General features: G+C 45.9%; 19 protein-coding genes and 1 pseudogene. 16 read left to right on the top strand and 4 right to left on the bottom strand.

The features are described 5' to 3' along the window. The first annotated feature begins 195 nt into the window (after nucleotides 1–195). Nucleotides 196–825, top strand: coding sequence for a hypothetical protein (locus tag A0G03_RS04265; RefSeq protein WP_048258536.1), 630 nt, complete (start codon nucleotides 196–198; stop codon nucleotides 823–825). A 219-nt stretch (nucleotides 826–1044) separates the two neighbouring features. Then, on the top strand, nucleotides 1045–1710 hold the full coding sequence (locus tag A0G03_RS04260; protein WP_048258537.1) for a hypothetical protein: 666 nt from the start codon (nucleotides 1045–1047) through the stop codon (nucleotides 1708–1710). 423 nt (nucleotides 1711–2133) lie between these two features. On the opposite strand, the pseudogene A0G03_RS04255 reads toward A0G03_RS04260, so the two are convergent. Beyond that, a pseudogene (locus A0G03_RS04255) lies at nucleotides 2134–2306 on the bottom strand (IS3 family transposase); the annotation flags it as partial. 193 nt (nucleotides 2307–2499) lie between these two features. Continuing rightward, nucleotides 2500–2763, bottom strand: a complete 264-nt coding sequence (locus A0G03_RS04250) for a DUF2798 domain-containing protein (protein ID WP_010286385.1) — start codon at nucleotides 2761–2763, stop codon at nucleotides 2500–2502. A 128-nt stretch (nucleotides 2764–2891) separates the two neighbouring features. Between A0G03_RS04250 and A0G03_RS04245 the strand changes: the two genes are divergently transcribed. Continuing rightward, on the top strand, nucleotides 2892–3794 hold the full coding sequence (locus A0G03_RS04245; protein ID WP_048258538.1) for a LysR family transcriptional regulator: 903 nt from the start codon (nucleotides 2892–2894) through the stop codon (nucleotides 3792–3794). A 294-nt stretch (nucleotides 3795–4088) separates the two neighbouring features. On the opposite strand, the gene A0G03_RS04240 is transcribed toward A0G03_RS04245, so the two are convergent. Continuing rightward, nucleotides 4089–5018 (bottom strand): nucleotidyl transferase AbiEii/AbiGii toxin family protein, encoded by a 930-nt coding sequence (locus tag A0G03_RS04240; protein WP_048258539.1) that lies wholly within the window; start codon nucleotides 5016–5018, stop codon nucleotides 4089–4091. Continuing rightward, nucleotides 5005–5787: a type IV toxin-antitoxin system AbiEi family antitoxin domain-containing protein gene (locus A0G03_RS04235; RefSeq protein WP_048258540.1), complete on the bottom strand. Its 783-nt coding sequence runs from the start codon at nucleotides 5785–5787 to the stop codon at nucleotides 5005–5007. The genes A0G03_RS04240 and A0G03_RS04235 overlap by 14 nt, the downstream gene beginning before the upstream one ends. A 117-nt stretch (nucleotides 5788–5904) precedes the next feature. Here A0G03_RS04235 and A0G03_RS04230 point away from each other — a divergent pair, with 117 nt between their 5' ends. The 13 genes from A0G03_RS04230 (at nucleotide 5905) to A0G03_RS04165 (ending at nucleotide 17869) form a co-directional block, all read left to right on the top strand. Beyond that, nucleotides 5905–6102 carry a hypothetical protein gene (locus A0G03_RS04230; protein ID WP_072061987.1) on the top strand — a complete coding sequence of 66 codons (198 nt, stop codon included), beginning with the start codon at nucleotides 5905–5907 and terminating at the stop codon, nucleotides 6100–6102. Beyond that, nucleotides 6099–6308 carry a helix-turn-helix domain-containing protein gene (locus tag A0G03_RS04225; protein ID WP_048258541.1) on the top strand — a complete coding sequence of 70 codons (210 nt, stop codon included), beginning with the start codon at nucleotides 6099–6101 and terminating at the stop codon, nucleotides 6306–6308. Before A0G03_RS04230 ends, A0G03_RS04225 begins: the two co-directional genes overlap by 4 nt. 156 nt (nucleotides 6309–6464) lie before the next feature. After that, nucleotides 6465–7349 carry a ParA family protein gene (locus A0G03_RS04220; protein WP_048258542.1) on the top strand — a complete coding sequence of 295 codons (885 nt, stop codon included), beginning with the start codon at nucleotides 6465–6467 and terminating at the stop codon, nucleotides 7347–7349. Further along, nucleotides 7346–7750 (top strand): hypothetical protein, encoded by a 405-nt coding sequence (locus tag A0G03_RS04215; RefSeq protein ID WP_053075283.1) that lies wholly within the window; start codon nucleotides 7346–7348, stop codon nucleotides 7748–7750. The genes A0G03_RS04220 and A0G03_RS04215 overlap by 4 nt, the downstream gene beginning before the upstream one ends. After that, a complete protein-coding gene (gene dnaB-PI / locus A0G03_RS04210; RefSeq protein ID WP_048258543.1) occupies nucleotides 7743–9107 on the top strand; it encodes an SPI-7-type island replicative DNA helicase in 1365 nt (454 codons plus the stop codon). The genes A0G03_RS04215 and dnaB-PI overlap by 8 nt, the downstream gene beginning before the upstream one ends. After that, the gene (locus A0G03_RS04205) at nucleotides 9107–10822 is read left to right on the top strand and encodes a ParB family protein (protein ID WP_048258544.1); all 1716 of its coding nucleotides are present in this window, start codon (nucleotides 9107–9109) and stop codon (nucleotides 10820–10822) included. The genes dnaB-PI and A0G03_RS04205 overlap by 1 nt, the downstream gene beginning before the upstream one ends. A 3-nt stretch (nucleotides 10823–10825) precedes the next feature. Continuing rightward, nucleotides 10826–11098, top strand: coding sequence for a hypothetical protein (locus A0G03_RS04200; protein ID WP_048258545.1), 273 nt, complete (start codon nucleotides 10826–10828; stop codon nucleotides 11096–11098). Nucleotides 11099–11122: 24 nt separating this feature from the next. Next, the gene (locus tag A0G03_RS04195) at nucleotides 11123–11743 is read left to right on the top strand and encodes a DUF2857 domain-containing protein (protein ID WP_048258546.1); all 621 of its coding nucleotides are present in this window, start codon (nucleotides 11123–11125) and stop codon (nucleotides 11741–11743) included. Nucleotides 11744–11745: 2 nt separating this feature from the next. Beyond that, a complete protein-coding gene (locus A0G03_RS21940; protein WP_072061988.1) occupies nucleotides 11746–12000 on the top strand; it encodes a ParE family toxin-like protein in 255 nt (84 codons plus the stop codon). Between the two features lie 172 nt (nucleotides 12001–12172). Continuing rightward, nucleotides 12173–13387 carry an STY4528 family pathogenicity island replication protein gene (locus A0G03_RS04185; protein ID WP_048258547.1) on the top strand — a complete coding sequence of 405 codons (1215 nt, stop codon included), beginning with the start codon at nucleotides 12173–12175 and terminating at the stop codon, nucleotides 13385–13387. Nucleotides 13388–13693: 306 nt separating this feature from the next. Beyond that, nucleotides 13694–14491 (top strand): PFL_4669 family integrating conjugative element protein, encoded by a 798-nt coding sequence (locus A0G03_RS04180; protein ID WP_080965209.1) that lies wholly within the window; start codon nucleotides 13694–13696, stop codon nucleotides 14489–14491. Continuing rightward, a complete protein-coding gene (locus tag A0G03_RS04175; RefSeq protein WP_048258548.1) occupies nucleotides 14491–16521 on the top strand; it encodes a DNA topoisomerase III in 2031 nt (676 codons plus the stop codon). Before A0G03_RS04180 ends, A0G03_RS04175 begins: the two co-directional genes overlap by 1 nt. Before the next feature lie 856 nt (nucleotides 16522–17377). Next, the gene (locus A0G03_RS04165) at nucleotides 17378–17869 is read left to right on the top strand and encodes an STY4534 family ICE replication protein (RefSeq protein ID WP_048258550.1); all 492 of its coding nucleotides are present in this window, start codon (nucleotides 17378–17380) and stop codon (nucleotides 17867–17869) included. Nucleotides 17870–17905 lie beyond the last annotated feature (36 nt).

The following is a 17905-nucleotide window of genomic DNA, read 5'->3' as shown; positions in this document are numbered from 1 at the left end:
TGTCTCCCATTTCATCCCGATGAGCTTACACAAGTCAGTGATTCGGGTGACTGACAAATCTGTCATAGGCAGGTTTGAACGCTGCTTGCAGCGGCCCCAGCGGGGCGAGATATACGTAGTAAGTGTATCGAGTCGCGCAGCCAACGCACAGGCAACTTGAAGTATGACGAGTACATACTTAAAGGAAATACATTTATGTCTTCATATAGTCTTTCTGTGTTAAATGCTAGTGGTGCTCCAGCAAACATTGCCATCTATCAGACTTACCCTAACCTCACTGCAGGTTTGCCCTTAGTATGGTTGCTGCAAACGGTTAATGATGGAAATACCAACACTTACAATTGGACAATCGATTGGGCGCTTAACTGGGGTACAACTCAACAGCCCCTGGCGCCGGGCGTTAAGTGGACTTCTGGTGGGCCGCTCCAAAGCATGAACCCTACAGCATCTAGTGGAAACAACTCGATGGGGGTAACTTACTCCGGCGGTCAGTTCAAAACAGATCCTTTGGCATTCCACAACCAAGACGTGTCAAGCGGCAGCATGTTAGTAAGTACCGACTCAACATTTACCGTCACACAATCACAAGCGATGAGCCTTGCTGTTTACATGAACTCTTTACCGGCATTTGCCATGCAAGGCAAACCGAATGGGAATTTCTTGTTTGATACACATCCAACCTATTGGATTTGTACTACTGATTCAAAACAAGGCGTTGCTGTATCGGGAACATTTGTTAGTAGCCCAACGCAATTCTCCTTCGCGGCTGGCATCACGTCGTTGCAGTTCAAACTCAATGAAACGTTGCAATTTATTCCAGTCTAATAGTGCGGCTTTCTTAGGAAGAAAATAGAGCATTTTGTTTATGAAGAACCAATCTGTAGTAAACCGCAGATTGGTTCCTCAATATTTTGTATTGAGAGTTAAGTATTCCTCTTTAACCATGTTAATTTAAAATTTATTTTAAGTCTGTTAACCAATACGTTAACTATTCTATTATCCACAATGTTTATTCATATTTACTTTTAAAGAGGACGCCCGATCGTGACTTATTCTGTAAACGTAACGAATAGCAGCGGGGCGCAGCAAAATATCGCTATATTCCTGTCTGATGCCTCAAATAACAGCGGATTTTCTCTGGTTTGGTCACTGAAGACGATAAATGATGGTGGGAATTACTTATTTCAATGGGATCAAAATGCCTTTGGACTAGGTTGGGGAAGCAGCTCACTACCTATTGATGCCAGTGTTCAATTCAACAGCGGACAGTCCCCAACGGCGGTTTACCCTGGTGTCGCAGGGGGAACGAATGGGCTTCCTATTCAATACAAGAGTAGTAGTGGCTTTTTTTCGGGATCCCCTTATGTAAATAGCAGCCTTTACAATAAATTAGAAATTATGACAGACACCAGCTTTACCGTTCAAAATTCATTGACGATGAGTGTTGCTCTATATATGGGTACATCGCCGGCCTTGGTAATTCAAGGTGCGCCGAATACCTACTATTATTTCGATCTCTCACAAATTTCATACTATTTAACGGTAACTAACCTTACACAAGGAAGCTCTCTGCCAAAACCTAATACAAATAGTAACCTTCTTCTCAAGCCAACGGCGAGTATAAGTAATCCGACTAAGATTGAATTTTCTTTAGGAGATCAGAGTCTTGCGTATATTTTGAATGAAACGCTGACTTTCAAAAAAATCTGAATTGAGTGGCGATTTTATTGATGGCATAAGGAATACTGGTCAGGCAGCCATTTACGGGTGAGCCATGTCCGGCTGTTCAACGTCGATACCGTAATCGTGTGGCAGGTATAACAGTCATTGTGGGTACACCCGATAATAAAATAATGGATGCAATTTATCGCCTATCAGACTTAATTGTGATTAAAGAAAAAATAGTATATTTTTCGAAACGGAATTACTGAACGAGAAAGAATATATAAAACCGTATTGATCGATTCCAGAATTTTATTGAAAGAGCATAGCGTGAAACAGCGCAAATGTATGGCTACCATATTACAGACGAAGATATGCATAAACCTATTCATGGTCACCTGACCTTCCCCCAGTCATTAATGGTTTTTTTGCGTGAACGATATCGCTGAACCAGTGCTCATTCAGACATTCGGCACGACGTTGCGACAGATCCGTTACCTCACACATGACTTCCACGGCTTCCCGCTTCTGGTCTGTCGTCAGAACTTTCGGCCCAGAGCCACCTGAAGCGCCTCCTTATCCAACATGGCTTCAGCCTCGCGGAGGATACTAATGATCTGTTCGTCGGAAAAACGCTTCTTCATGGGGATGTCCTCACGTTGTTGATGAAGACATTACTAACATCGCGGTGTGTTAATTAACGGGGAGCAGGTCACTGCCATCAATAATGATGGCAGTGACCTATGTTAGTGCATGACTCAGCCTGATAGTCGGCGAGGCGCTGTGAGCGGACTCGCAAGCCTTACTGTGGGAGAACGAAATAGCGTATTGAATAACTCAGTGACCGTGAACGGTCAGTCCTACCAACCGGGTAACAATAGGACGGACAATCAGTATGCAAACAAAAGCAGCTGGCATGGCAACCTGATAAGCATTCATCACATTTTCCATGTAATGTGGCCCCATTCCAAATTCGGCCAGAATGATGACCAGACACATCAGAAATGCCATGATGGTCGCCATATAAAGAGCAAATACGTAGGGTGAAGTGTGCTTAGGGAAGCGGAATCGCGGGGTATTTTTGGCAACAGCATTAGTCATCAAGTTATCCTGGTTAACAACGGTTAGTGAAACGGTTGCTAACCTATCAAGCTAACTAGGATGGTAGTAGAGCAGCTATGCTTTAATCATTATTAAATAAAAGTAACGAATCAAGCGTTGGGGATAATATGGATGTGTTAGGGCTGATTAGCAATTTTATCCGCGTGGTGGAGAACGGCAGTATCGCCGCGGCGGCACGAGCTAAAGGTATGAGTCCGGCGGCGGTAAGCCAGAGCCTTTCACGGCTTGAGACACATGTGGGCGTGCGTCTGATATCGCGCACCACTCGTAGCATGACATTAACCGAAAACGGTAAACGTTATTTCGAGAAAGTACGTCATATTCCACATGATATCGAGCTGGCTTCGCAGGCTGCTGCGAGTGAAACCAAACTGCAAGGTCCGCTTTGCATCGCGACGACTGCCGCGTTTGGTCGGTACGTTATCGCTCCACTGATGCCTGCTTTCAAAGAATCTTTCCCCGATATTGATATCGAACTGATTAGTACCGATCGTAACGTCAACCATCGGTCGGAAGGCGTTGACGTCAGCATTCGCATCGAGGCACAGCTGAACGATCAGTTGATTGCCAGAAAAATCGCATCGCTGCCATTTATCTTCTGCGCGGCCCAGGCTTATCTGGATCGTGCGGGCACCCCTCAGACTCCCGAAGAACTCAGCCAGCACGCCTGCCTGGTTTTCCGCTATCCTACAGACGGACGTTTTCTTCCCTGGACATTTATGGTTAATGGACAACCTGTTAACGTGAAGCTCAACCCTAAATTTATCAGTGATGATATTGATATTATTGCAAAAATAGCAGCAAACGGAGGCGGAGTTACCCGTCTGGCAAGCTTTGTTGCCCAGCCGTTGATAGACAGTTGTCAACTCACGCCTTTGTTCTGCTCAGACCGCAGTAACGGTAACCACGTAGAGTCTTTACCGATGAATATTTATGCCTGTGTCAATGAACGTTCGGCACTGAATTCAAAGGTAAGGGCATTTATTGCGTTTTTAGAAGCTGAGATTTAAGACGAGGACGCAGCGATTTTCTGCGTGAATACAGTTAAATGTAGGCTCAGTAGCTAGGCTGGTTTTTTGAGTAAGTGGCCTGTAGTGTCGTTATGTGTGGAGTAGTTCCACACATAACAGGGCTAAAAACCCACATTTTGGAACGGGTGTTTCGAGATAATGCATCGAAATCATTGTGATAAATATATTGATTTAACTGATATTTTTTATTGTTTTTTGAGATGTTTCTAGGCGTCAGTTGAGATAACTAAACAGCGTGGCTCAATTCAATCTCTTTAAGCTTCTGAGTCCGGGCTAAAAATGTTGTTCCAGAACCTTCTCAAGCTTACCTACTGCCGCGCTAAATTTGGCCGGATTTTTAGCATGTAAAGCCGATAAATTACGCTGTTTCCAGCGAATGGCGGGAAGATGTTGAATATCAGGATAGCGATACAGCGACCAGTCAGGGTTGTTTTGCTTATAGCTGAGTAAGAATTGCCGGTCCTGAGCGGTAAAATGAGATTTCAACGCCTGCGGCAGTAGAGTCGCTACTGATAACAGCGATTCCAGTGATGTTTCCTGGTGCGTCATGCCTGAAAATTCCTGTGCGTATAGTGTGGCGATCCGCGATGTGTCCCAATTCGGTGACAGCAGTTCGGCAATAGGGCGAGGATGTCCTGCCAGATAGCAAAGAAAACCATCAAAAATCTCACGCGTCAGGCACGGTTTTTCCAGCATATTAAGTACATCAAACAGATCGCGCGGATGCTGGCGGTCAAGCGCAGCGCAGATTTTACCGCCGTAAAGATCTGCCAGAGAGACGAGATTCATGGTGGTAAAGCCGAATTCCATTTCCGCCTGCTCGCATACCGGCATTTCTGCTGGAGGTAACAGCAATCCACGCCAAACCGGGCTGACTTCAATCTTTATCTGCGCATCAACGGTGTTAACGATGATGCGTTTTTCATCGGCTTTATTCTCCTGCCGGATCGCTGTGATCCCCTGCCTGCCGTTCAGCGATTCCGTAATACGCATCAATGCATCGTCAATAGCGATTAGATCGGTATCACGATCTATGAAGGTTTGATAAACCAGATCGATATCTACCGATAGACGAGGAAAATCCTGCACAAATAAATTAATTGCTGTGCCGCCTTTCAGCGCGAAACAAGGTTCTTTCGCCACATACGGCAGGGCGGTCATTAACAACTTGACCTGTCGGGCATAAATATCACGCTGATCCATCTTCGACTCCTTCCGATTTAAACTCCCTGGGAACAGTGATCTGGTAATCCGGTTCCAGCCAGCCGCCGGGGACAATTTGCCGCTTTCCAGCGCCTGTTTCTATACCACTTTTATCGAGATACTGAAAATAAGGATGTCCATTGCGCTGGGCAAGGTAGAGCATCACCCTGTTGGTTTTTACCGAATGGCTGGCATAGAGCAGTGCCTGTAATTTACGCGGACTGAGAAGGTGTAGACCCTGAAACAATGCATCAGCATGCTCAAATGATATTTGTGTGGGAACACCGCTGGCGATTTCATATGCGGCAAGTTCTGGCATGCTGCCAGTCAGCCGCCGATCGCCGATTCTCAGGTCTGTCGTGAATGGCATCACATCAACCGACAGGCCCGATGTATAGAGCACGACAAAGGTGGCGGATGGCTCAAAGGCGGCGAACCATCCCGGCAGCTTTATGTAAGCCGGGAGCGTGAGCCAAACTTGAGGTTTACCAAGTTCGGTATAATGGGAATAGCCCTGTAGCGCAAGGCTGGTCAGCCCTGCCACCCGCACAGGCTTTTCCCACTGTGTTTGCAGGCAGTAAATCGCATCCACCCAGTCTGGTTCACGACCCGTCCGGCAGTAAACGCCGTGAGCGATCCGCCTGAGCCAACCGTTTTTGACATAGACGTAAGAGAGCTTACGGTCTATGCCGTTGCGGGTAAGCCATGACTGTAGCAACACCTGACCGGGCAGGGTGTTTTGCATCAGCCAGTTTAGATAATTTTTCAAATGTCGCCTCTGAATAGACAATTTTAAAAATTATTAAACCATCTTAGGTTTATCCGTTCTGCATAACAAGATTGAGTTTGATTATTTTATGATTTGTCGATTATCAATCGACATATTGTGAAAAATATAAACCTTGAATGGAAACGGGTACCCTCAGCTCAACTGATTGTAGGCTACGTGTTACCGCAAAATATGGCGCGGACGCTGACCGTGCTGTTAGGGGAACTGGTTCGCTATTTTGCCGCAGGGCTGAAAGCACCGCGCTGGATACGCACCGCGGACGGGGTGAAATTTATTGATGAGGTGACCGAATGAATGAGCAAGATTGGCATCCTGCCGATATTATTGCTGCGCTGAAAAAGCGGGGAACATCGCTGGCGGCGGTTTCACGTAACGCTGGGCTGGCTTCTTCCACGTTGGCAAATGCGCTGAAAAGGCACTGGCCCAAAGGGGAACGGCTGATTGCGGAAGCGTTAGGTTCATCACCTGAACAAGTATGGCCGTCACGCTATAACACATAGCCGAACCCAGTTCAGAACCCAATCCCCAAAAGCAAAAAACCAGCCGTTAGGCTGGTTTCTTTAAATTAGTGGTGCCCGGACTCGGAATCGAACCAAGGACACGAGGATTTTCAATCACCGTGTTGAGATATCTGCACACTCTACCGAGTGTGCAAAATGAAAATTCTACCCGTAATTTCCACTAAAGGTGGCGAAGGAAAATCTACACAAGCAGCTAACTTAGCAGGTTTTTTTGCCGACTCAGGCTTGAGAACCTTGTTGATTGATGGTGACTATTCGCAGCCTACGGCCAGTAGCATTTATGCGCTGGAGCATGAGGCTCCATTTGGATTGTTTGAGCTGTTAATGCAGACAACCGATCTGAACCAGCCAGACAGCATTATTTCTCGAACAGCCATACCCAACCTCGATCTCATCATTTCCAATGATCCTGATGATCGCCTCCCCACAGCTATGCTTCACGCCCCTGATGGACGCATGCGCCTCAAGAACATCCTTCAGCATCAAAGTTTTCAGAGTTATGACGTCATCATGATCGACTCGAAAGGAGCTGCTGGCGTGATGGTTGAGCTTGTGGTTCTGGCTGCCACAGAAAATGTCGTTGGCGTGATTAAGCCGATACTTCCAGATGTTCGGGAATTCATGCGCGGAACGGTGCGTCTAATGTCCCGCTTACTTGCGTTGCAGGCATACGGAATTCAGATCCCTGATATCAAAATTCTAGCCAACTGTGTTGAGAACACATCATTAGATCGTAAGACCTTGGAAGAATTGGGTAATATCGTTTCTGAGAAGAAATACCTTCAATCCGAAAGCATAAACATCTCCATACTTGAAACAAAAATTGACCAACTCGAAGTCTATAAGCGCGGCCACGCCTTTGGCCAACCAGTCCACCGTCTTGAATATGTAACTGATCGCAAAAGCCCAGCGGCGGCAGTGACCATGCATAGGCTCGCTTGCGAGCTCTTCCCACATTGGAAAGAGCAGTTTGATTCCGTGTTACGGAACCAAACTGGTGCAATGGAGGGGGGACAGTGAGGACTCTCTATCGGGCATTCTGCTCCTGCAATCATTGGCGCTATAAAGACGTTGATGAACAGACTGTTTTTTTTGAAACATTTCACACTGAGGATGCGGGGGAACGCTTACGGGCGCTCCTGGCGAATATGTGGTGCGTTCCTGAGTCCTCAGTCATTGTTTATAACGTCTATTCCGAGAAAGAATTGCGCCTGAATTCAATGGATAACTCACCAGTCAGTGGTGATGAAAAATTGTTTGAGGCTGGGTGGAGTAGCGAGAAGCAACAACCTGTTTATATAAATCAGGAGGGCTGGCCTCTGATGCTAGTTTCTCCTCGTACTCATGAACGTCTAGTGAAAGCATTCATGAGCATTAGTCAGATTGGCCGTGGCGAAATGAAGGAGGCTGCGCATGGCTAACCAGATGCAATTTCTTCCTTCTTCTTTGGAGGCAGAGCAATCAGTCCTCGGTTCGCTAATGCTTGAAAATAATCGCTGGGATGATGTGGTTGAGAGGATTGCTGCCAGCGATTTTTATAACCGAGCACATCAGCAGATATTTCAGGCTATGCAACGACTGGTCAACAGTGGCCAGCCGATCGATCTTATTACCCTTTCGGAATCGATGGAGAAAGCCCCTAATAGTCCGCTGGAGTCTATAGGGGGATTTGCGTACCTCGCAGAACTGGCAAAAAACACCCCTAGTGCTGCGAATACGAATGCTTATGCAGAGATTGTTAGAGACCGGAGCCAGGCTCGCCAGTTGATCTCGTTGGGTAAAAAAATCAGCGCTGATGCCATGTCCACGGCACATGGACGAATAAAAATTTCAGATATCGCGGAACAGGCTGAACAGACACTTTTCGACATATCGGAACAGCGCGAAGCCAAAAGTGAAATACCACTCCAACAGGGATTGACGCTGGTTGTCAATCGGCTAGAACGCAACTATGCCGTACCCGACGGAATAACGGGAACGCCTACGGGATATATCGAACTGGATAAAGAAACGTGCGGTCTTCAGGAAGCGGACCTGATTATTCTTGCTGCGCGTCCTTCCATGGGTAAAACATCGTTAGGGCTAAATTTCGCTGAAAATGCGTTTGGGCGTGTATCTGATAAACCCGTATTCATATTTAGTCTGGAGATGCCAGCAGACCAGTTACTCATGCGTATGGCCGCATCTATTGCACATGTGAGTGTCCAGGCCATGCGCAGCGGCCAATTGAATGATGAAGATTGGGCGCGAATATCAGATGCATTGGGCGTCATGAAATCCTGGGGCGATCGTCTGGTAATTGATGATAACAGTGATTTAACCCCATCTTTATTACGTTCTCGTCTACGCCGTTTTATTCGTAAATACGGTCAACCTTGTTTAGTCATGGTTGATTACTTACAGCTAATGAGCTCTCCAGGTTCTGAAAACCGCACTCAGGAAATATCGGTAATCTCTCGTTCTCTAAAGGCCATTGCCAAGCATTTTAATGTTCCTTTGCTTGCGTTATCTCAGCTAAATCGTGCGTCACAAACTCGGGCCGATAAGCGACCAACACTCTCTGATCTTAGAGATGGTGGTTCTCTGGAACAGGATGCGGACATGATCATGTTTATCCACCGTGAAGAAGTTTATGACTCGAATACTCCGGATAAAGGGTTGGCAGAAATCATCATTGGTAAACAACGTCAGGGGCCTGTGGGTACGGTAAAACTTGCCTTTGATGCGCAATATACGCGTTTTAGAGAATGGAATTTAGGCTATGGAGAGAAATACTAATGAATAAAAAAATAGCCTCGTTGCAGCTCGGGAACGCGATGCTGCAAGGAAGTCGGGAACCAGCAACAGCTCAAATTTCCGCGTTGCCAGTTAATGAAATGCCAATGGTACTGACGTTGGATCAGATGGGTCCTCATCCAGATAACCCGCGTACCAAGCGTAATCCCAAATATAATGAGATTAAAGAATCCATCCGTCACCGGGGCTTAGACACCGTACTCAAAGTAACGCGTGATCCGAACGTACCTGATATTTATGTCTTCAGTGACGGTGGTAATACACGCTATGAAATTCTGAGCGAACTGTGGGAAGAGACGCAGGAAGAACGCTTTTTCCGTCATACCGTTATTTTCAAACCGTGGCCCGGACGCCTTCAGTGCGTCATTGGTCATCTGGCTGAGAATGAAGTTCGTGGCGAACTGACTTTTATTGAAAAGGCTTTCGGCATCCAGAAAGCCCGCGGCATTTACGAGGAACAACTCGGTAAATCCGTATCATTGCGTGAGTTGGCCACGTTGCTGACGGAGGCAGGTCTACCGATTGATAATTCGAGTATTAGTCGAATGGAGAGCACGATAACCTTCCTGTATCCATATATGCCAAATTTGCTTGAATCTGGATTGGGGGCTCCCCAAATCAGGAACTTATTATCATTAAGACATGATGCTGAAAAAATTTGGTCTGAATATAGCCTGACTGCTTCCCCTGAAGTGTCTTTTGAGGGGGTTTTTGGCGAATGCTGCAAAAAATTTGATTCTCCGGATGACTGGTCACTGGAAATGTTCCGGGACGAGTTTATCGGTGACTTGGTCAGTGCCTTGCCGCATCCATCGCTTAACTACGATCGTTGGGTTATGGAATTAGATCCGAAGGTGCGTAATCAGCGCAAGCTTTTTGGTGAAACCGAGCCATTACCCGCATTCGTCCATGAACCCTCTCTTGAAGCTATAAATAAAGACAAAGGCGATGATGCTGATGGTTCAAAATCCACAACTCCATCGTCCTTAAAGGCTGGAAATAATGATGATAAACAACATTTTTCAGCACCGGCTTCAACATCTTCTGCTCCCCCGTTAAACAATCAAAGTGATGAACATCGTCAGCATATTGATGAAGACGATGAGCATCATGATGATGACTGGGAATTTCAGGGCAATGACAATACCTTCTCCCATAACGATAACCAAGGCAATCTTTCTAGGGTGGCAAATCGCCAGAGTGAAGACTCAGAGAGTCAGACGACATTTTCTTCACCTTCGGGTGGGCATTCTACCCAACAACTGGCCTCTTCTGCTTCTGTACTTTCTTTTGCTAACGGAGGTCTGGAGCCAGTCACTGATATCTGGCAGATCTCTGCGTTCCAGGATGACATCGAACATTTACAGGATAGCGCGTATCGACTGGCATTTGAGCTGGCTGAGGCTATGGGCTATCCCAATGAGATCTTGGAATCGAAAGAGCCTTTTGAGGCTGGCTATATTGCATCAAGCTCCAAATCGCCATTCATTCTTTTTCTCAATGGACTAACTGGCCAGCAAAGCGATGAACCATTCAACATGTTCAGCTTTTGCCTGAATGTTATTGGCTCTGCAAACAAAGGGGACTCACCCGTTCTCGACGATGCTTACACCGTGAAAATGTTACGCCTGATTCGAGTATTGCGTCGTTTACGTGAACATCAGCGTCAGATCGCCATGGAACAAGCTGAGCAGTAAAGGATGGGGAAATTACGTTTAGAAAGCGGCACTTATTATGAGGTGCTGCTTAATGCACTATCCAGTGCCATAAAAGAGAAAGAGCGTCAGATACAGGATGCATATACGGATGATGTCAGAATTTTAGATCGGCGCGGTGAAATACTCAGCCAGCATGATGAATGTGACATTTTCTTAAAAACTGCGAATGAATGCACGCCGTTAATAGATGATTTTCGGCGTATTCATATGTATTTGTCGGGTAAGTATTTAGATAACGCAAAAAGAAATAAATAATATTTTATATATGGAGAAAAACTTATGAGTGAAAATTTACTACAAATAGCAAATGCCTCTCAGTCAGCAAATAATCTCTTGACTCAACTAGTGATGGACTTAAAGAGTGGTTATATACGCCGTTGTGAGTCTCTCGGATTAAAGCAAGAGGAAATGCAATTACTGCAAAGTCTGACGATTGAAGACCTGCATTATATTTCCAATAGTTCCGTTTCTGTATTGCAATTCAACATTCACCATGAGAATTTTTACCGCCTAGTTCAGCATGCCCGCCGTGAACAAATGCGTACACAACGTATTGATCGTGCGTTATCGCTGGGGGGGTCTATTGAACTTATGCAACACATGTTTGGGTTATCCAGTCTTGAAGTCGCCAATCGGCGGCGCATTGCCGGTATTGACGTGCGACCAGGGCGAGGTGTTGTCTTGAGTGAAGAAGAAAGTACAACACTTTGGCAGCGTTGGCAGCTTGCTACTGTAGATAATGTCGACAGTGGCGAGGGGTTGGATGTCATGATGTTAGCCGCAGAACAGATGGATGTGTCGTTGACTGCTGTTTGGCACGCCGTTCGGTCGTGGAGTCAAACTCATCGCATAAATATTTCCGCTGAATCAGTAAAAAAAACGATATCACGGAGAGGATAATAATGCGTTCTCGTTTATGCGAAATCATGCCGGGATTATATGCTCCGGCAACAATTCCAAAATCACATTATCACAAAGCTAAAAGTCAAATTCGACGTTTTCGAGACGGAGAAAGAAATTATACTCGGCTGACGGAAAGAGGCTCTAAATATCTGAAAATTGACATAGGCCCATTTTGGCGATTGTTGAGCCGAAATCATGGTGATTCGTGGGAATTAATGAATCACGAACGATATAACAAAGAAATACGAAAATAATATAGGTGATTCATGGCTAAATCGGAATGTTAAAATTGAGTCAATAAATGATGACTAATCAGTGTTTTTATACTGCATCTGACTATTCGGATGCAGAAACAAGCGCATTGATGTTTTTCATCGCGAGCCAGCAGACGGATAAGAAACCGTCAGCGATAAGGATAATAATGATATGAATCTGCCGGCAGACAGCCTGATAGCTTACACCGTTGAGAAGATGAATCTCCGGTTGGCTGAACGAATACCCGCAGATGATGCGGGACAGTTGCGTAGCGGGCTGCTTTATATGGGGAACGTACATGATGCATACCCCAGGCGTTTACTATTAGACACTCGGCTATCTCCTCTGGATAAGATGGCCTGGCTGATGATCCGTCTGTATGCCCAGCAAAATGAAGGGGCGATTTTCCCCACCTATGATGAATTACAACTTCAACTGGCTTCCCCACATAAAGGTGGGGCGTCCCGAGAGACCATTAGTCGCGTGCTGTTGATGCTGAGGATCACCGGTTGGCTAAGTTTGTGCAAACGCGTTCGCGATGAAAAGGGACGTGTCCGCGGGAACATTTATGCTCAGCATGATGAACCCCTTTCATTTCGTGATGCGGAGATTTTAGATCCCGGCTGGCTGGACACGGTTGCTGAAGCGTGCCGGAATAAAAACAAAACTATCAGTCAGACAGCATGGGAAGTTCTGAACGAGATCAAAAATGATACAACGATGCGGCATCGTCATAGCCGTATTGCGCTTATTGAGAGTCGCCTTGGTTCCGCCCAAACACCACAACAAATGGCAGCCAGACAGAGTGTTCGCCACCTCAGTTCGGAATCCGAACTAAGACAAAAATCACACAGTTCGGATACAAACTCACTGAATTCGGTATCCGAACTCAGTCATCCAGAAGGGGATAAATCACCTAGTTCGGAATCCGAACTCAGTGGTATTTCAAGGGGTTGTCACTCAGTTCGGAATCCGAACCGTTACGTACGTAGTAATTCACACAGTGTAAAAAGAAATACGTACGTATTGCCGGACACGTTTGAGACATTACTATCGATGGATGACCGCAACATGGTGACAGAGCAACTGCAGGCTTTGACTAGCGAACAGGCCGAGCAGGTTATGCAATCGCTGAAGAGGGTACTTTCTGACGGTGGACTCACTAACCCGATTGGCTGGATACTGGCTGTATTGAAACGGGCCCGTGCTGGAAAGCTTTTTGCCCAAAAAACGTCGACGCCGTCTGCACAGCCAACGCAATCTCAAGCAGTAACATCTCCTGCGGTGACAACCGATGATATGCCTAAGCTGGCTACGCAAGTTTCTGATAAAGCCCACGTCCAGAGTGTGCTGGCTGAAATCCGGGAAAAGTGTTCTGGGAGATAAACTGAAGTAGTTTTGGTTAAAAAACAATCACCGCTGGTACTGCCAACAGTGATTGAAAAGTGACCGCTTTGTGGATTCAGGCACTGGAATGGCGTGATTTTGGGTGGTGAACGTTTGTTTGGTTAAAAAATATGCACTGCTGGCACTGCCAGCAGTGATTAAAAAATAACCATGCCATCCTGTTTGCTTCATTTACGGATATTTATAGATCTGTAAAACTGGTTTGGAATTGAGCTGGCCACTCCTTTGCCCTGAATATTTCTAACCCATATCAGAAATATTTCAGGTCAACACAAGGAGTTATCAATGTCAGAGTTAGAGAATGGTGTGAATACGGCCATCCATCAGGAACCCGCTTCCCTAGAACCAGCCACTTCATCTCCCGTAAGTCAGCTTCCTCCCCGTGAGCGAGAGTCCCGTTCCGGCGCATTGAAATCATCTTTGACCCTTGAACTCCATACCCATTATGCAATCCGGTTGTGGGATGGACGCCGTAAAGAACAAACGGCCACTGCTGATGTGAATTCACAAAGACGCCCTCGCCATATTTTTAGCATGCCTCAGGTGATATCGCGCGCTGGTCAAGCATATCAGGCATCAGTCGCTGATAATCCTTATGCTGATGCACTGCTGGTTAGGCTAGAAGAGGCTATTGAAGTATCGACAGATAAAGTACAGCAAGTGGTTCAAGAGATATCTGAGATCCTGAAGTCTATCCCAGTGTCTATCACGCTAACCGATGTTATGTCTGTTTCTCCATTAAATATCGGTGTTTATAGTAGTTCTCCACTTGGATACCGTTGCGTTTGGCTATTGGTTGGCTATGACCAATTGGCGATGAAGGTATTTCAGGCTTTCCATTATGGTCTTATTTCTCGGGCAACTCGCGATCAATACTTGGATAAGGGGGGGTATGCAATCAGGCAGATATACAGCATCGTGCAGAATTATCGTTACGTTGTTGTTACCCGCAATGATATTTTTGCCAGAACGCCAGCAGGCCTGAAAGCTATTGAGCTTTATGGGGAGCCTGATGCAGACATTATGTCCGGAAAATTGCGTTCTTCCTTTTCTGCACGGCTTTCTCCTACTGGGAGGGAGTAATGCGCTTATTTTTATGCGAGAAACCTTCTCAGGCCAAAGATATAGCGAAAGTGATGGGGATAACCCAGCGTGGTAAAGGGTTTCTTTTCGGCAAAAATATCACAATTACCTGGGCTATCGGTCATCTTCTGGAACTAGCTAATCCTGAATCATATGGCGATGAATTTGCTCAGTGGAACCTTGATTCTCTGCCAATGCTCCCCTCTCAGTGGAAACTTCTTGTAAAGAAGGATACGTCAGATCAATTTTCTGTCGTTAGCCGTTTGTTGAAGCAGGCTGACGATGTTGTGATTGCGTCAGATGCGGATCGGGAGGGAGAGGTACTGGCCAGAGAATTACTGGATTATTGCCATTTCACTGGAAATGTAAAACGCTTGTGGTTGAGTGCACTTGATGACGCCAGTATTCGAAAGGGATTAGATAATTTGCTGCCTGGTGAGAAAACGGTTCGCCTTTATTATGCAGGGATGGGGCGCAGTAAAGCGGATTGGCTGATTGGCATGAATTTGACCCGCCTCTATACCTTAAAGGCCCGTGATAAAGGTTTTGGGCGGCGTGATGTATTGTCTATCGGACGAGTGCAAACGCCAACGATGGCGCTTGTGGTGCGCCGTGATCTTGAGATCGACAGTTTTGTGCCAAAGCCCTATTGGCGAGTTTTGGCTGAGTTAGAAAAAGATGGTATTCGGTTTACTGCAACCTGGGTTCCAGCTGCGGGTTATTGTGATAGCGAGCATCGATGCATACAGCAAAATGCAGCATTGTCTGTAGAGCAACTGTGCCGAAATACGGAAGCAGCTGTGGTACTTAATGTCACAATGAAACGAGATAAGGTTGCTGCGCCTTTATGTTTTAGCTTAAGTGCTCTTCAGCAGGCTTGTTCTCGTAAATGGGGAATGGGTGCAAATCAGGTACTTGGCATCGCGCAGGCTCTGTACGAAACGCATAAAGCCACTACATATCCAAGAACGGATTGTGGGTATCTGCCAGAGTCAATGAGAGCAGAGGTTGATGAAGTATTTTCTGCGCTTATGCAATCCGACCCTATGATAACGACTGCAGTGCAAAGAGCCGATCTTACCTTTGTCTCCCGTGTCTGGAATGATAAAAAAATCACTGCTCACCATGCCATTATTCCTACCAGGCAATCCTTTGATATGGCGAAATTATCACAGGATGAATTGAATGTTTATTCTCTCATTCGACAACATTATTTAGCTCAATTCTTCACTCTTCAGGAATCTGATGTAACCGAAGCAACGTTTAATATCGGTGGACAATTATTTCGGACTCGAGGGCGGATTAGTATCGTTCCTGGTTGGAAAATACTTTTTGTCGATGAGAAAGAAGATAATGTGGCTACGAAGGAGTTGGATGATAACAGCGGGGGGGATCTACCCAAATTAAGTCAAAACGATTTCTGCCAGGTAAAAGGCGGTGAGATTAAGTCTCTGCAAACGAAGCCACCGTCTCATTTTACTGACGGAACGCTGATTGGTGCGATGGAGAATGCGGCAAGTTTTGTTACTGATCCTGAATTGAAAAAAGTACTTCGTGAGAATGCAGGCTTGGGAACAGAGGCAACGCGCGGCGGAATTATTGAAACATTGTTTAAACGGAATTATCTGGAGAGAAAAGGAGCCCATATTCACTCGACCCTAATCGCCAGGGAGCTGGTATCAGCTTTACCAGAGACGTTAACCAGCCCTGGTATGACCGCGTTGTGGGAGCAGTCTTTGGAAGACATATATCAAGGAAAACTCTCTCTTGAAGTCTTTATGCAGCGCCAGACAGAATGGACTCGCTTCTTAGTTGAAAAGGGTAAACAGCAGGCAATTTCACTAACACCTCCCGTTACTCCTCCATGCCCAACATGTGGCGGTATCACTCAAAGAATAAAAGGCAACAATGGAATGTTTTGGGGATGTATAAAGTACCCTCTTTGCAAAGGTGTTGTAAGCGAAGGAGCAAAGACGAAAAGCAAGTCAGGTAAAAGGATAGTAAAAATTAAGAATAAACCGGTTACCTGACAAGTGGTATTTTTGATATTGTGATCCTGCTTTGATGCAATAGTACCTCGCAGGCTACGAAGTAGTGCGACGTTCTTACGGGGAACTGACCGCTACCAGCCCAACAGATGGCTACCGCACACTCAGTCGATCTGTAAGACGCATACCCTCCGTGAAAAGCGCGTCGGGAAATGGAAATTTCCTCGGAGCCATGCTGAAGACCTCAGGGATATGGTACACCCCGCTAAACGGTGTCGGATAAAACCGACACCGTTTTAATTTTCGCAGAGTAGTAAATGATTTTTCCGTTAATTTTCATTCTATACCGACTACTCTGCATTGGCTTTTTGGCCATGGCGAGAACAGTCCGAGCCAGACGTATCCCAGCGTCAAACAGGGGCGAATAGGCATTCGATTGCCGCTGAACCAGTAGCATCGGTCAGGCGTTCTTACAAACTGTTGTTCCCCCACGGCACCCATCTCAGGTGCCGTTTTTTATTTTCACTGACATATAAACAATTTAGGTTTGACGATATTGCTCAGTGATTTAAAAATGACCGTGCTTACTCGTCATCTCTGATGACCACCAATGATCCAGTGGCTTGTGAGGATCGCTTTCGGGTAGTCACAAAAGAACACTTCTGTAGCCTGCAAGGAAGAACACGCTCAGTTGCGTGTGGTAAATCTGCCCGCCTTTGGAAGCAGATATCACCAAGTAGTTTAAACGCCGTTGCGAGCGTGGTGATGAAGGTCCGATTTTACTAACCAGACAAGTCAGGATAACAGCTGATCCTGACCCTTGACGGGAAATACAATTCCCTCAAGGGAACTGTTTTCTCCGCCACACCTTATTTAACACTCCTGGAGAAATACAATTATGTCTGCAAATAACAACGCTCAAGCTCAAAACAATTCTCAAACTGGTAAATCAGAATATTTTAATCTTCTGATTAATGGATTGGGATATGTCAGTAATATTCGTCACGTTACTGGCCAATCAGGACAATTCCTGAGTTGTGTCATTAATGCCTTAAGTGGTCCAGCAGATAAAGCGAACTATGTTCGTTTTGATGTCACAGTGGCTGGTAAAGAGGCGACTGACCTGATCGCACGCTGCCAAAAGGCGTCAGATGAGGATCAGAAAGTTCTTATCGGATTCACACTGAGCAATCTCTCTGCTGAGATTTTTACATTAAAATCCGGTGACCATGCCGGTGAACAGCGTGTTAGCCAGAAGGCCCGATTGATTAAGGTTGACTGGATTAAGATAGGCCAAGAACAGGTCTATAAAGCTGAAAAATCTGACTCCGTGCCTCCTCAGAATAATGGTACCGCTGCGGCTAAATCCTATGCGAATAATTCATTCTGATAACTGGTACTCATTATAAACACCTCGCTTGCGGGT

This window comes from Pectobacterium peruviense, assembly GCF_002847345.1.
GTDB classification, from domain to species: Bacteria; Pseudomonadota; Gammaproteobacteria; order Enterobacterales; family Enterobacteriaceae; genus Pectobacterium; species Pectobacterium peruviense.
This window is presented reverse-complemented; position numbering and strand designations above follow the sequence as displayed.

Excerpts from the sequence above, each read along its gene's own strand:
- A0G03_RS21940 (WP_072061988.1), top strand. The coding sequence starts at position 11,746 with ATGCGTTCTCGTTTATGCGAAATCATGCCGGGATTATATGCTCCGGCA.
- A0G03_RS04200 (WP_048258545.1), top strand. The coding sequence starts at position 10,826 with ATGGGGAAATTACGTTTAGAAAGCGGCACTTATTATGAGGTGCTGCTT.
- A0G03_RS04185 (WP_048258547.1), top strand. The coding sequence starts at position 12,173 with ATGAATCTGCCGGCAGACAGCCTGATAGCTTACACCGTTGAGAAGATG.
- dnaB-PI (WP_048258543.1), top strand. The coding sequence starts at position 7,743 with ATGGCTAACCAGATGCAATTTCTTCCTTCTTCTTTGGAGGCAGAGCAA.
- A0G03_RS04265 (WP_048258536.1), top strand. The coding sequence starts at position 196 with ATGTCTTCATATAGTCTTTCTGTGTTAAATGCTAGTGGTGCTCCAGCA.
- A0G03_RS04245 (WP_048258538.1), top strand. The coding sequence starts at position 2,892 with ATGGATGTGTTAGGGCTGATTAGCAATTTTATCCGCGTGGTGGAGAAC.
- A0G03_RS04250 (WP_010286385.1), bottom strand. The coding sequence starts at position 2,763 with ATGACTAATGCTGTTGCCAAAAATACCCCGCGATTCCGCTTCCCTAAG.
- A0G03_RS04180 (WP_080965209.1), top strand. The coding sequence starts at position 13,694 with ATGTCAGAGTTAGAGAATGGTGTGAATACGGCCATCCATCAGGAACCC.
- A0G03_RS04225 (WP_048258541.1), top strand. The coding sequence starts at position 6,099 with ATGAATGAGCAAGATTGGCATCCTGCCGATATTATTGCTGCGCTGAAA.
- A0G03_RS04240 (WP_048258539.1), bottom strand. The coding sequence starts at position 5,018 with ATGGATCAGCGTGATATTTATGCCCGACAGGTCAAGTTGTTAATGACC.
- A0G03_RS04205 (WP_048258544.1), top strand. The coding sequence starts at position 9,107 with ATGAATAAAAAAATAGCCTCGTTGCAGCTCGGGAACGCGATGCTGCAA.
- A0G03_RS04195 (WP_048258546.1), top strand. The coding sequence starts at position 11,123 with ATGAGTGAAAATTTACTACAAATAGCAAATGCCTCTCAGTCAGCAAAT.
- A0G03_RS04165 (WP_048258550.1), top strand. The coding sequence starts at position 17,378 with ATGTCTGCAAATAACAACGCTCAAGCTCAAAACAATTCTCAAACTGGT.
- A0G03_RS04175 (WP_048258548.1), top strand. The coding sequence starts at position 14,491 with ATGCGCTTATTTTTATGCGAGAAACCTTCTCAGGCCAAAGATATAGCG.
- A0G03_RS04220 (WP_048258542.1), top strand. The coding sequence starts at position 6,465 with ATGAAAATTCTACCCGTAATTTCCACTAAAGGTGGCGAAGGAAAATCT.